Origin of the sequence: Chryseobacterium sp. MEBOG06 (genome assembly GCF_021869765.1) — a bacterium.
Lineage (GTDB): Bacteria > Bacteroidota > Bacteroidia > Flavobacteriales > Weeksellaceae > Chryseobacterium.
Map to the genome: position 1 here is coordinate 1,356,536 of NZ_CP084580.1, position 13,651 is coordinate 1,370,186.

Below are 13,651 nucleotides of genomic sequence, written 5' to 3' on the forward strand. Positions count from 1 at the left end.
AAATTAATAATGGTTTTGCTGACTGTCTAAAGTTTCTTTGATGACTTCCGTTAAAGGTCTGAATTGTGTAAGGAATTTATATTTTATTCCTGCAGTTGTTTTATAAGATGATAGATTATACCCCACATTGCCTTTTTCTTCTTTATTGAGAACGAGATTGTCATAATTTCCCAGATCCATGGTTATAGTCAGTTCTTCTCCAGACTTTTTGAACTCTTCATAACAGTTGTTGACGAAGTCAAAAGAAGGATTTGTTCTGTCAAAACAATCTTCTTTTACACGGAATTCATAAACTGAATCATCAAGCTGCTGTAACAATGTAGCCAAATCTGCATCCTTTCCGTGAATTTCTTTGTATCGGGTAACAACTAATTCAATAAAAGCTTCTGTATAGAAAATGATAAAACTATCATCATCAACATTCCAAAAAATACTATAAAAATAATTGTGTTTTGGAAGATCATACCTTTTGAAAGTTTCAATCACTGACAGGGGAACTTCAATTCCCATTTCTTCCTTTAAAAATTGACACCTTTCAATAAATTCATGTATTTTTTCTTTCTCTTTGGGAATCAATTTTTCAACCTCCTTTTGAAGGGGTTGAATATACCTCTTTTTGAAGAAGTTAAATATATTCATGTTATCTTTTTTTAAAGTTTTAATATCTCCCTAAAAACCCTCTCCATCTCACCTCTATCTGCTTTTCCTCCTGATAAACTCTTCGATTTTCCCTCATTTTCGGCGACTGTTTTTTCAAGAAAACCAAACAATTCCCAATCGTTCGGATGGTCGTATGATTCTCCTTTGGTCGCTTTTAAGGCAATAAGATCTTCTATTTTCTGTCTGATTGCATCATCCGTTAAGACAAGAAGATCACTGAACAGTACAGGAGGAACAGTCCCTTTTTCTATGATCCATTTTCCAGTTAATGTAGTTCTAAGACAATAAAAATAGCTTTTTAGCTTTACTTCATCCACTCTGCAGGCTTCCAGATACTTTTTGCTCATGCTTAAATAGTGATAGGATACCGCTATTGGTGAAAAACAGACTTCTGCAAAAGGTCTGAATAGTTCTACAAACTTTTCATCTGCTTTATAAACGATAGGAGAATAGAACCAGCTCAGCAAGGCAGCATTCGACTTCAGCAAAAGGTGAAAAGTCTTCCGCAGATCCCAACCGGAACCATCCAGATCATCTTCTGTCATGAATTCTATGGTTTCATCCTTATCCCAGGGAGAAAGATACCAGTCCTTTTCATGACGGTATATAAAACGTATATCATAATCACTGTCAGGAGAGGAAAACCCCCAGGCTCTGCTTCCGGACTCTACAGCGAGAAGAACTTCTACGCTTTTCTTTTCCTCTATTTCTTTTATTTTTTCTATGATTTTTGGTGTCATTGTTTTCAATTTTCTCATGCAAAGTAAACAGTTAAGTGCGTAATGTTATTACGTAGTAATTTTATATAAAGAGTTTAAAGCTCAGATTTCAGAGTTTAAGATTGAATGTCCCTTTCATCTTAATAATCTTAAATCTTGCATTCCTACTCCTTGCTCCTCTCTTTTTCTCAATTCTTGGCTCTTAACCCCTATTTCACTAATATTGCACTTTCTCTACTTAACATAATTATTTATCACGACCATGTTATCAAACGAACTACAGCATAAAATTGATTTTAAAACAAAGCCTTTAGGTGCATTAGGGCATCTGGAACATCTTGCCCATAAAATTGGAATGGTTCAGAAGACAACTACACCAAAGTTATTGAATCCCCATATGGTAGTTTTTGCTGCGGATCATGGGATTGCCACAGCAGGTGTAAGTGCTTATCCTCAGGAGGTAACCTATCAGATGGTGATGAATTTCATCGGGGGAGGAGCTGCCATCAATGTTTTTTGCAGACAGCACGGTATTGAGATTACAATTGTAGATGCCGGGGTGAATTTTGATTTTCCGGAAGGATTAAATTTGGTAGATAAAAAAGTCAGAAAGTCAAGCCGCAATATTCTGGAAGAACCTGCAATGACAGTTGAAGAATACCAGCAGGCTTTGGAAAACGGAAGATCAGTGGTGGCCGGAATTGTAAAAAAAGGATGTAATATCATTGGTTTCGGTGAAATGGGGATCGGGAATACTTCTGCTTCTTCTCTGATGATGAGCAAATTGTTTGATATCCCGATTACAAACTGTATAGGACGAGGAACCGGACTGAATGATCATCAGCTGCAGAATAAGATCAATATCTTAACGGAAGGGATAGAAAAATATCCCGCTTCAATGTCTGAGGACGAAATTGCACAAACCTTTGGTGGATTAGAAATTGCCCAAATGATAGGGGCTATAAAAGAAGCTTATCACCATAATATGCTGATTATGGTGGATGGATTTATCGCAACTGTGAGCGTAGCTGCTGCCTGGAAAAAGAATCCTGAGATTCTGAACAACTGCATTTTCTGCCATGTAAGTGATGAAAATGCCCATCTTCAGCTCTTAGGGTTGATGAGGGAGAAAGCACTTTTAAATCTCAATCTGCGTCTTGGAGAAGGAACAGGTTGTGCATTAGCTTATCCGCTGATACAGAGTGCAGTGAATTTCCTAAATGAAATGTCAAGCTTTGAAGATGCTCATATTTCAAATAAAGAGTGATGAAAGCAGTAAAGAATGAACTCATCTACTTTGCAACTGCATTGATGTTTTTCACCAGAATTCCGGTTCCGTTTACCATTCCATATTCCAGTGAGATTATGAACAGATCTCAAAAATATTTTGCGTGGGTGGGGCTGCTGGTAGGATTAATCAATGCCGGGATTCTGTACTTTTCCAGCCAGCTTTTTAATCTGGAAATAGGGATTGTTCTCATGATGATCTCAAGTATTTTGTTGACCGGGGCTTTTCATGAAGATGGTTTCACAGATATGTGTGACAGTTTTGGAGGAGGTTATGGTAAAGAGAAAATCCTTACCATCATGAAGGACAGTAGAGTGGGTGCTTATGGAACGATTGGGATAATTTTGCTTTTTGCTTTGAAATTTTACAGTATTCAGGCTTTGGGAACAGTTGATTTGTTTAAAACCTTATCAATTGTCATTTTAGGTCATACCGTAAGCCGTTTTATTTCCGGAACGATGATCTATACCCATCAGTATGTGACAGATATTGACGCCAGTAAATCCAAACCGTTAGCCAATAAACCACTGGATGGAATGGCTTTAGTGATGGGATTTATCAGTGTTTTAATTGCTTTTGCCATAATTCCGGACTGGCGTTTGATTTTTGCTTTTGCGTTGGCATATTTGGGTAAAATCTATATGGGATGGTATTTTAAAAAACATATCGGAGGGTATACAGGCGATTGTCTGGGGTCTGTACAGCAGGTTTGTGAAGTTTTATTTTATTTAGGAACAATTATCGCATGGAAATTCATCTGATCCGCCATACTGCTGTAGAAAATCCCGAAAATCTGTGTTATGGATTTTCGGATATCCCTTTAAGAAAGAATTATCAGGAAGATTTTAAAAGAATATTACTGGATGATGATTATGATTTTGTCATTTCGAGTCCGTCTTTAAGATGTCACCTTTTAGCTGATCATTTTCAATTCGAGTATACAACAGATGAGAGGATTCGTGAAATGAATTTTGGAAATTGGGAGATGAAAAAATGGACCGATATTCCGGAAGAAGAGATCAATCCGTGGTATCAGGATTTCGTCAATGTAAAAGCGGCCGGTGGTGAAAATTTACTCGAAATGCAAACCCGGGTTCTTAGTTTCTGGAATGAATTGATTCTGAAAAAAGATACGGATAAAGTATTGATTGTTAGCCATGCCGGAGTGATTCGTCTGATTCTTCAGGCTGTCCTTCAGTTTCCGTTGGAGAAAATGTTTAGTATTCAGATTGATTATGGAAAAAAAGTACTTCTCAATCGTCATAAAAATCTGATGTCAATTAAAAATATTAATGTCTGAAATATACTTATTTTGTGCCTGGAGAAGAATCAAATATTTTATTTGGTTTCTGGATTATTCAAAGCTGAACCTGTTTTAAACTTCAGACACAATAAATATCCTATAAAAGCGCCAAGAATGGATGCGAAGATATCCTTGTAATCAAAAACATTGTTTTTAAAAATACTTCCTTGAATTAATTCATAACCTACAAGTCCTACAACTGTAAATAGGGTATGTTTTTTTAGTGTTAAGTTTTGATTTTGAGTGAAATAGAAAATGACAATGATAAGTCCTGCGAAAAAATTGGGTGAAGAATCTGCAATCCCGTAATCATTAATGTGGTTTGCATAAATATACTGTCTGTAAATCGATTTAAAAAGTATTGCTACAATGGACAGTAGAATGATAATAATCCATACATATTTAGTTTGTGAGAGAGGCTTGAATTTCATTTTTTATTCATTGTTAATTAGTTTTTTGGCAGCCAAGATTTCTTCATTGGCGACTTGCTTGCTAAAATAACAAAAAAACGCCATTCGATCATGTCAAATGGCACATTTTTATTTAAAAATCCTCATAAAGCTATCTTTTTCAAGCCTTTCCAGCGAGAAATCAAAATCAGCTTCCGCTCTTTCCGTTGTAATTTCGGCTCCAAGTTCTTTTACAAGATCATTGAAAGACAGAGAATCATACCATTGCTGATATAATGCACTTGTTGCCATCGCAGAAACCTCTGTATTTCCTGAAATATGAGAATGTCCTGCTCCGAAATTCAATAGTACGAAACATTGTTTTCCGTTTTTTGGCAGCAGTATTCCCAGAATCATTTGTTTTTGAACAGAGTTACATCTGGCCTCAGCAAATAGATGATTAGGATTCATCATATAGTCGTAGGAAATATCATCTCCCTTTCCGATAACGATTTTATATCCACAGTTGGTATCTCCGCTGAAAACATTATTCATCACGAGTGTTGGTGTACTCAGTCGCTTGTTGGCGTAAAGATATTCAACAGCACCATTGGGAGCGGAAGTTATATCTCCGGAATACATCAGTTGTCCGTTATCGTGATTATAAGCGGCATTCCAGCCTATCTTTCCGGCAATATTCAGTCCCGAAAGGTCAAGGTCATGAGCCCCCCATTGATTTTCCCAATAAATACCAACAGCCAGCCTATCTCCATAAAAACGGGTTCCTGTAGGAATATTGCCAACGAACATCTTTTCAGAAGTTGGCAATGCAAATTCTACATTTTCAGGGAAATAGAATTTCTTTCCGGAAAGATTTTCATATTTCAGTTTCAGATAATCCAAAATAAAATCATAGTTCATTTGATTTACGTAAGTTGCCTTACCTTTTTTTACCCATGATTTTCCGTTTCTGACTCTGTACACAAAAGTATCCTGACCATATATTCTTGAATAACATGCTGACAAAGCTTTAAATAGAGCAAAAGGTGTCGCGTTTTCCAGCCAGTGCCAGTCGCTGTTTTCCAGAAATGTGTTGGTAGCATCATTCAATGGATTTGAAATTAATGGCTTATGATGTACCTTAGACAGTTTTGAAATTTTATTAATTGCTTTCGGAGCCTTATTTTTAAAAGCAAGGAATAGCGGTTTAAATCTGTTGAAAATTTCCGCAAGTTTTTCCAGACCAAAGCGTTCGAACAGATAGGTTGGATTAAATCTGCTTTGCTTTATTAAGTCAGTCAATTCATCATTTTTGATTAAAAGCGTTGTCGTGGTTGTTTTATAAATTACATACCGGAAAAACTCCACAGGATTTTCAGGGTAGATGTCATACAGATCGGCTATTTTTATAATCGCTTCTTTATTTCTGATATTCTCCTTTCCGGTAAAATCATACTCCAGTTCTGTATGCAGAATATAAAGGAGATCATCAATCGTTTCCTCTTTCAAAGCAATTCCGGACTTCAGGAGAGAAAGGCATTTTTCCTTCATTTCTTCTGCAGTATAGGCTTTTATCACCTTAAAAATAAGTTTCATATCGGGAACATTCAATACCTCTGAGGGAATATAGATTTCATTCTGAAAATCGCTTCCATATGTTGAAAGATAATGCTTAATCTGTTCAAAAAATAAATCAGCTCTGGAAGTATTTTTTATTTTCTTCCAGGATTTATGGAAGGTTTTATTCAACTCATTTCCATTCAGTTTTTCCTTTGCATAGTAGGAGATGATTTCATCTTTTGCCCAAACAGCATCAGGTTCAACGATAAAACCATCATTAGAAATAAATGGCTGTTCATCTGACTTTCTAGCCAGTACAGCATTGAATAATTTTAATGTTTTCATTGTCTTTTAGTTTAAAAAATAAGTGAGGAGTAGATTCGTTAAAAGTGAAGTATATAGGAACTCCTTTTACCTATAATTTATAAAAAGCGGGGAGTAATTACCAAAAATATAGGAACTCCCTTTGCTTTATTTTTTGTAATCAATGAAAATGATCAATATCTAAAGATAGACATTTCCATGATAGTGAGGAGCAGACAGGACTCGAACCTGTGACTAAAACTGGAATTAATAGGAACTTTATCTGCCGTTAGAGAAAAGTAATCTTGTTGCTCTGCCATGTGAGCTACTGCCCCTGCCATTATGAAAAAAGTTTTCAGTAACCTTACGGGCTTTTACACCCATAAAGTTTAGTTATTGGTTTTTTGTCAATCTTATAGGTTTTTACACTGATAAGATTTAAATATTAGATGAAAAATTATTCTTTTCTGAATCTTTTCTTTTTCTTCCATGGTGCATTCTTCTGAACATCTCCGGCCATAATACATCCGTAAGGCATCACTTCATCCAGAACCTCACAAAGACCATATTCTTCTATCTGTGCTCTTACATTTTTAGCACTTTTATAAGCACTTGGCAATTCAGAAATATCAATTTCATTGGAATAGAAACGGATATCTAATCCTTCTGTTTCCTCATTGAAAATTTCTTCAGTTGTTTTATGAGTCATAGACTTCTTATGCTGGCTTCTGCTGAAGTTTCTTCCGGCTCCATGGGGCGCAAAACCCAGATTTCTTTCATGGGTTTTTCCCTGAACAATCAATACCGGCTCTGCCATATTCAAAGGAATCAGTCTTGGCCCTGTAATATCAGGCAGGAATTTATCATCCAGAGGAGTTGCTCCTTTAGCATGATAAAACAGGTCTCCATCTTTGAAAACGAAGTTATGCTCATTCCAATATCTGTTTTCCTTTTCTGTTTCCATTTTATTCAATACAGCATCATGAATAGAGGTATGGTTTTCCTTTGTCCATTGTCTGACCAGTTGAAGAGCTTCCCAGTAAGATTTACCTTCTTCAGTATCATAAGGAATCCATGCATTCTCTCTTAGCGTTTCAGGAGAGATTTCCTGTCTGAAACGGTTAGCGGTCTTCATTCCCTTATCATACAATGCAGCTCCCGGAGCCCTTGACCCGTGATGGGTAATCATCATGGTATTTCCGCTATTTTTAGAAATCCCTACGAACAAGAAATGATTTCCATCTCCCTGAGTTCCCATATGAGAACGGGCGATGCTGATTAACTTTTCATCATTTAAGAAATCATTTTCTCTGAAAGCATCCATCAGTTCCTGAGACATTGGCATCTGTTCTCCTCTTGGTCTTCCTCCATATCCGAAATGAGTTACCGAATGAGCTGCATCCAGCACTTTTTTTGGATCTGCCTTCCCAAAATCAGTCAGCATGACAGAACAACAGATGTCAGCACTATGGAATCCCGGGTGAATAGCATTTTTAGCAATCACAACACCTCCCACAGGAATCTGACCCTCAGGACCTGTAGGACAGGCATCCGGCATTAGTGCCCCTCCAGTCAGTGTAGGTGTCTTCATCAGAACTTTCATCGTTCTGATTACTTTTTCTACATTATCATTTTCACTCTCGTGCTCAGCTCTGATATTAATCACAAAATCTTTAGCGGTTTCATGAAGCGGCATAAGGTCGGGTTGTTTAAACTGTTCAAGATATGCTGCAATCTGAATTTCATCCAGATTATTTTCATTGATATAGGTAATGGCGTCTTTAAACCATTTTGCTGGTCTATATCCTAATTCGATTAAATGATTTCCGTTAAATTCCATCTTATTCAATTTGATGATGCAAAGTAAAAGTATAATTGCGCAATAGTTTTGCGTAGATTAAAAAAAATAATTATTTTTGTAAAATAATAAAGTGAAGGGTGAATTCGCAAATTTACCTGATAAGTAAATCTTTTAAATTTTAAAAACAATATTTATTATGGTACTATTAGAACAATTAAAACATTTCCCGGAAACCATCCAGTTTGCTGATGTCATTGCTCATATCGATGAAACTTACGATTTTACACCAACATCGTTTAAGAATGGTGGTACAAGCAATGAAGCAGGACAAAATAACGGTTCATGTAAAGTTTTCAGCTATGCCCAGCTTCACAATCTGCCGAAAGAAGAAACTCTTCAGCTATTTGGAGAGTTCTACAGAGAAGAGGTCCTGAAAAATCCTGAAGGAGAAGACCACCAGAATATCAGAAACTTTATGCAGTTTGGCTGGGACGGAATTACCTTTGAAGGAGAAGCTTTGAAAGAGAAGTAATTTTTATGCTAAAAAGCAGATAAAGCAAAAGATAAATTTGCAAATCAGCGAATGCTAAAACCTGAAATATTATATAAATCAGACTATTAAACACTAAGGTTATGTCATCCAATAAAAACGCTCTGATTCGATATAAAACATTAGATAAATGCCTTAAAAACAAATACAGGAAATATACGCTTGAAGATCTCATTGACGAATGTTCCGAAGCTTTATTTGAATTCGAAGGTAAGGAGTCCTATGTCAGTAAGCGAACGGTTCAGCTTGATCTGCAGAATATGCGGAGTGAGAAGTTCGGATATGAGGCTCCTATTGAAGTCTATGAAAGAAGATATTACCGGTACAGTGATCCCGATTACAGTATCCATAACATCTCTGTGAATGAAAGTGATCTGAAGGCAATGAATAATGCGGTTCAGATTTTAAAGCAGTTCAAAGACTTTTCGATGTTTAAAGAAATGAACGGGGTTATCCAGAAACTGGAGGATTCTATTCATGCTACCAGCCAGAAATCGATTATTCATCTGGATAAAAATGAACAGCTGAAAGGACTTGAACACATCGATATTCTGTACGAAAGTATTGCCAATAAGAAAGTATTAAAGATTTTCTATAAAAGCTTTACCGCAAAAGAATCCAATATCTTCACGGTTCACCCGCAGTTGTTAAAGGAATTTAATAACCGCTGGTTCCTGATCTGTCTTTATAAACAGAAAATGTATAATCTGGCACTAGACAGGATGGAAAGTATCGAAATTGATGAAAGCCTTCAGTATATTGATAAAGATCTGGATGGGGACGAATATTTTAAAGATATTATAGGAGTTACAGTTGCAGATGGAATGGCTCCCAGAAACGTGGTTTTTTGGGTAGATTCCGGAAATGCCCCTTATGTAAAGACAAAACCACTCCATAAAAGCCAGGTGATTGTAAGTGAAGATAATGAAGGAACAATTTTTAAAATATGTGTCCAGATTAATTTTGAACTGGAAAGACTTCTGCTGGGGTTTGGCGATTCTCTGATTGTTCACAGACCTCAGAAACTGAGAATTAAAATGGAAGAGAAGTTCAGTGCAGGAAGTAAAAATTATCAGAATCTGATTGTTACCGATGAGAATTAATCTGTAAAGGCTTTTAAAAGAAAATGGATCAATGATTAATAAATTCTTAATTAATGATTTTAAGCTTGGCTTAGAAATTGCATTATTTTAACATATATAAAATCACGTTTATGAAATCAAGAATATTTAAAGCATTAGTTGCAATTGTAGCACCACTGGTAATAGAATATATTGTGAAAAAAATATCAGAAAAACTTGATCCAAAGGAAGAGCAGAAAGAAAAAAAGCCAAAGCAGGTGACTGCTTAAAAATGGTTGAAATTTAAAATTATTGAAAAAGAGACTGTCATGAATATGCACAGTCCCTTTTTTTTTATACAAAGTCGTAAATTCCGTCTTTCCACCCCAACACTTTAGAAGAATCCGCTTTTAGCCAGTTTTTCAGAATCGTAGCGTATACTTTTCTGAAATCTTCCTTGTAGATGAGATCTCCTTCATTCAGGTTTTGAAGATCTGGAAGAGGATTTAATAATCCTTTCTTTTTAAGAGCTCCGCTGATGAAAAACATCTGGTTGGCTGTTCCATGATCCGTTCCGTTGCTGGCATTCTGAGCAACACGGCGGCCAAATTCCGAAAAAGTCATCAGCAGCATATTATTGAAAAGCCCGTTGCTTTTCATATCCGCAACAAATGATTTTACAGCTTCATTGATGTCATCAAATAGTTTTTTCTGTCTGTCGCTCTGATTAACATGGGTGTCAAAACTTCCCACCGAAAGATAGTAAACCTGTGTATTGATATCAGACTTTATTAAGGAAGCGACTGTTTTGAAATCTTTTCCTAATTGTGAATTGGGATAAACTTGTTCTGTCTTTTTAGCTTTACTCTTTTCAAAAATATAACCGGCATTATTGATGGTAGAGCCCAGGGTCTGATATAGATAAGAAACTGTCTCATCATCATGATGGTGATCATACAAAGATTTGAAATACTTCTCCTGACTGGTTTGATAAAGTCTTTTAGGATCTTTAAAAGCAAAAGCTTTATTATTTTCACCTTTTAACGCCAAACTCAGCATATCATCTACTTCCAGTGCCTGAGTTGGGTGGTCACAACGGTAACATTCTTCATCCAGAAAACGCCCAAGCCAGCCTGTTTCCAGAAACTGATCGCTCCGGCTTGCAGACTGCCAGATATCCATACTCCGGAAGTGGGATTTGTCAGGATTTGGATATCCCACACTGTTCATTACAGAAAGTTCACCATTGTCAAAAAGCTCTTTAAAATAGGAGAGAGAAGGATTGATCCCCGCTTCATCTGTTAGAGAAAGTGAATCCTGAATAGCCAGTGTTTTTCTTTCCCTGAAATAAATGTCATTTTTTGCCGGAATGATAGTATTTAAACCATCATTACCACCTGTAAACTGGAGGACCACCAAAATATTCTGACCCGGAACCAGAGCATCATCCAATGTCATTGATTGCAGAAAATTAGGCACCAGCAGCGAAGCGGTAGCCAACGAACTTATTTTGAGGAATTCTCTTCTTTTGATTAGCATAACTTTAAGGTTTAGGTTGCTGAATAATGAGTAGATCTTAAGTTGCAGATTATACCTTATATTTCACAGGAATAATGTCTTAATCGTTATCATCTGCGATCTTAAAAAACTACATTAACTGATATTCCGGGGTAGACATCAGATTGATGACATTCATTTTTGTACTGTTATCAGAAAAACTCTTTATCGTATTTATATCCAGGCTTTGGGCATTTTGGATAAGATAATCCTCGCAGTTTTTATGCGCAAATATCTTGTCTACACGTTCCCAGTCTATGGTGATATTCGGGTTTTTAAACGTTTTATTTAAGGCTGTTTCTCTGGATTTCATTCCCATATCAATATCGTCATCCTCACGAGGACTGTATTCTAGCGGACGGAGTCCGGACCAGATCTGTGGAACCTGAAGCCTCAGCATCAGCGTAGAACTGTCGATCCAGGATTTTCCATTGGGCCATCCTGAAACATTGGGAGGATAAAGAAGCATCTGTCCTAAGAGTTTCTGATAAACGATGAGGTTTTCCGGATTCTGAATATGCATAGGAAGTACCCGCATGATTCCTGCCATCAGCTCTACAGGAGATTTTATTCTGTTTCCTATATTTTTCTGATCATAAAACCATGAACTTGAAAATATCTCATTCACTAATTTTTTAATATCATATCCAGAGCTGTAAAACTTAGTACTTAAGCTGTTTACAATAGTATCATCCACCTTTTCATTAACGAAAAACCTATAGATCTTAGCCGTAATAAATCTGGCCGTCGCTTTCTGTTCCAGAATAATGTTTAAAGCATCTGTTCCACTGAAGTTTCCTGTTTTGTTTAGAAAAGTTTTGATTCCTTCATCATGAAGATTTTTTCTTTCTTTGAAATTTCCATCCTTATCATAGCTCCATCCTGTAAAAGCTCTTGCTCCTTCCCGTACATCTTTTTCAGTGTAATTTCCCCTGCCCATCGTAAAAAGCTCCATAACCTCTCTGGCAAAATTTTCATTAGGATGATCTTTCTTATTCTGCTGATTGTTCAGAAAGTTGAGCATAGCCGGTGATTGGCTGACTTCGAAAAGCAGATCTTTGAAGTTCCCCAATGCATTTTTCCGAATGGTATTGAGAAGCTGCCTGTTGAATTTTGGATTCAGAACCCTTGATGCAAAATGTCCATGCCAGAAAAAAGCCATCTTTTCTCTCATCTGTTCCTTGCTGTTCACCATGGAATCCAGAAAATTAAGGTTCAGTTCATTGTTCTGTTCCCTATAAATCCGCTGCATTTCTTTTTTCTTTTCCGCAGGGGCGGTGCTGCTCATGTCATCAGCTGTTGGATCTGAATCGGGAGTGTCATATGTGATCTCTTTAAAGCTATCTTGCCTGAACAGGTCGTTTAAAAGGGTATTGGTGTTTTTATTTTTCAGATCATCAATCTGATTGATTCCAACACCGAAACCTGCGCGCCAAAGAAGATGCTTGTTTTTTAATAATGAATCAGCCATGGTGAGAACATTTATTTTTTTGATGTATTTTAAGGAGAAAGGTTAAAATGATAACGAATTAATGATTGTTAATATTACTATATTAATACAGAAGACATAATCATCTGTAAACAGAATCAGATCGAAAATTAGATGATCTGTATTTTTTAAGGATAAATACTAAATATACTAAATCTCAGGATAAGCATAATAACTCCTACTATATTTTTGCAAATTTTAACTCTTAATTCACTTTTCAAGGCTTTTTTCTGGTAATTTTTGTTAAACAATCATTTAAATTTTGTTAAAAATAATCAATTGATAACCATTGTTTTATGCGTTTTTCGAGTGTTAAAGTGGAGCGGTTTGCTTTCCTTGGCACGATTTTTACATCTTCTAGTTTAGTAAAATTAAAAAATTAGAGTTATGAAAATGTTTAAACAAGCAATATTGCTGGCTGGAGTTTTAACAGCAGGAATAGCAAGCGCACAGAATTCAAAAATGAATAATATGATCAAAGTGGGCGCAAATGTTGGTTTAGCAGTTCCTGCAGACAATCTTTCTGCAGCTGTAGGAGTAGATGTGTCTTATCAGAACCTTATTACACCTGGGTTCGGATTAGGAATCGCATCAGGATATACTCACTATTTTGGTAAAGAGAACAACGGTTATAAAAATAATGATGTAGGCGTAGTTCCTGTAGCAGCTTTAATAAGAATTTATCCAAAACAAACCGGTTTCTATTTCGGAACAGACTTAGGATATGGTTTCCTGGTTGGAGATAAGCAGGTTGCTTCCAATACAAGTGTAGAAAGAGCCAACGGTGGTTTCTACATTAAGCCGGAGATCGGATACCACAATAAAGACTGGAATTTCTTCGTACAATACCAGAAGGTTTTTGTAGGAACTAAAGGAGATTTAGCTGGTCAGGACTATAATGTGGGGAACATCGGAGTAGGATTCGGTTACAATCTTCCATTAGGAAAGTAGTTAGATTTAATATATAAACA

Annotated in this window: 14 protein-coding genes and 1 tRNA gene; 7 read left to right on the forward strand and 8 right to left on the reverse strand. The window is 36.3% G+C overall.

What is annotated here, in order from left to right:
* Positions 1 to 3 precede the first annotated feature (3 nt).
* Together LF887_RS06320 and LF887_RS06325 are read right to left on the reverse strand one after the other, a co-directional pair.
* Complete coding sequence (locus LF887_RS06320) at positions 4 to 639, reverse strand: hypothetical protein (protein WP_236857986.1); 636 nt, start codon at positions 637 to 639, stop codon at positions 4 to 6.
* Positions 640 to 650: 11 nt separating this feature from the next.
* Positions 651 to 1,400: a DNA polymerase beta superfamily protein gene (locus tag LF887_RS06325; RefSeq protein WP_236857987.1), complete on the reverse strand. Its 750-nt coding sequence runs from the start codon at positions 1,398 to 1,400 to the stop codon at positions 651 to 653.
* 241 nt (positions 1,401 to 1,641) lie between these two features.
* Here LF887_RS06325 and cobT point away from each other — a divergent pair, with 241 nt between their 5' ends.
* The 3 genes from cobT to cobC are packed head-to-tail and all read left to right on the forward strand — an operon-like array spanning position 1,642 to position 3,967.
* Positions 1,642 to 2,646, forward strand: a complete 1,005-nt coding sequence (gene cobT, locus LF887_RS06330) for a nicotinate-nucleotide--dimethylbenzimidazole phosphoribosyltransferase (protein WP_236857988.1) — start codon at positions 1,642 to 1,644, stop codon at positions 2,644 to 2,646.
* On the forward strand, positions 2,646 to 3,428 hold the full coding sequence (locus LF887_RS06335) for an adenosylcobinamide-GDP ribazoletransferase (RefSeq protein WP_236857989.1): 783 nt from the start codon (positions 2,646 to 2,648) through the stop codon (positions 3,426 to 3,428). Before cobT ends, LF887_RS06335 begins: the two co-directional genes overlap by 1 nt.
* On the forward strand, positions 3,413 to 3,967 hold the full coding sequence (cobC, locus tag LF887_RS06340) for an alpha-ribazole phosphatase family protein (protein WP_236857990.1): 555 nt from the start codon (positions 3,413 to 3,415) through the stop codon (positions 3,965 to 3,967). Before LF887_RS06335 ends, cobC begins: the two co-directional genes overlap by 16 nt.
* A 38-nt stretch (positions 3,968 to 4,005) precedes the next feature.
* Here cobC and LF887_RS06345 read toward each other — a convergent pair whose 3' ends face one another.
* From LF887_RS06345 to LF887_RS06360, 4 genes are all read right to left on the reverse strand, one after another.
* Entirely contained in the window at positions 4,006 to 4,401 is a 396-nt protein-coding gene (locus LF887_RS06345) for a hypothetical protein (protein WP_236857991.1), read from the reverse strand.
* Between the two features lie 108 nt (positions 4,402 to 4,509).
* Positions 4,510 to 6,264 carry a hypothetical protein gene (locus LF887_RS06350; protein ID WP_236857992.1) on the reverse strand — a complete coding sequence of 585 codons (1,755 nt, stop codon included), beginning with the start codon at positions 6,262 to 6,264 and terminating at the stop codon, positions 4,510 to 4,512.
* 186 nt (positions 6,265 to 6,450) lie between these two features.
* A tRNA-OTHER gene (locus LF887_RS06355) sits at positions 6,451 to 6,557 on the reverse strand.
* Between the two features lie 122 nt (positions 6,558 to 6,679).
* Positions 6,680 to 8,062: an RtcB family protein gene (locus LF887_RS06360; RefSeq protein ID WP_236857993.1), complete on the reverse strand. Its 1,383-nt coding sequence runs from the start codon at positions 8,060 to 8,062 to the stop codon at positions 6,680 to 6,682.
* Between the two features lie 157 nt (positions 8,063 to 8,219).
* Between LF887_RS06360 and LF887_RS06365 the strand changes: the two genes are divergently transcribed.
* The 3 genes from LF887_RS06365 to LF887_RS06375 all read left to right on the forward strand — a co-directional run bounded on the left by LF887_RS06365 (position 8,220) and on the right by LF887_RS06375 (position 9,924).
* Positions 8,220 to 8,555: a HopJ type III effector protein gene (locus LF887_RS06365; RefSeq protein WP_236857994.1), complete on the forward strand. Its 336-nt coding sequence runs from the start codon at positions 8,220 to 8,222 to the stop codon at positions 8,553 to 8,555.
* A 101-nt stretch (positions 8,556 to 8,656) separates the two neighbouring features.
* On the forward strand, positions 8,657 to 9,676 hold the full coding sequence (locus tag LF887_RS06370) for a helix-turn-helix transcriptional regulator (RefSeq protein WP_236857995.1): 1,020 nt from the start codon (positions 8,657 to 8,659) through the stop codon (positions 9,674 to 9,676).
* A gap of 110 nt (positions 9,677 to 9,786) precedes the next feature.
* On the forward strand, positions 9,787 to 9,924 hold the full coding sequence (locus tag LF887_RS06375) for a hypothetical protein (RefSeq protein WP_236857996.1): 138 nt from the start codon (positions 9,787 to 9,789) through the stop codon (positions 9,922 to 9,924).
* A gap of 64 nt (positions 9,925 to 9,988) precedes the next feature.
* On the opposite strand, the gene LF887_RS06380 is transcribed toward LF887_RS06375, so the two are convergent.
* Together LF887_RS06380 and LF887_RS06385 are read right to left on the reverse strand one after the other, a co-directional pair.
* A complete protein-coding gene (locus tag LF887_RS06380) occupies positions 9,989 to 11,173 on the reverse strand; it encodes a DUF1501 domain-containing protein (protein WP_236857997.1) in 1,185 nt (394 codons plus the stop codon).
* Between the two features lie 109 nt (positions 11,174 to 11,282).
* Complete coding sequence (locus tag LF887_RS06385; protein WP_236857998.1) at positions 11,283 to 12,662, reverse strand: DUF1800 family protein; 1,380 nt, start codon at positions 12,660 to 12,662, stop codon at positions 11,283 to 11,285.
* Positions 12,663 to 13,067: 405 nt separating this feature from the next.
* Here LF887_RS06385 and LF887_RS06390 point away from each other — a divergent pair, with 405 nt between their 5' ends.
* Positions 13,068 to 13,631, forward strand: coding sequence for a hypothetical protein (locus LF887_RS06390; protein WP_236858002.1), 564 nt, complete (start codon positions 13,068 to 13,070; stop codon positions 13,629 to 13,631).
* Positions 13,632 to 13,651 lie beyond the last annotated feature (20 nt).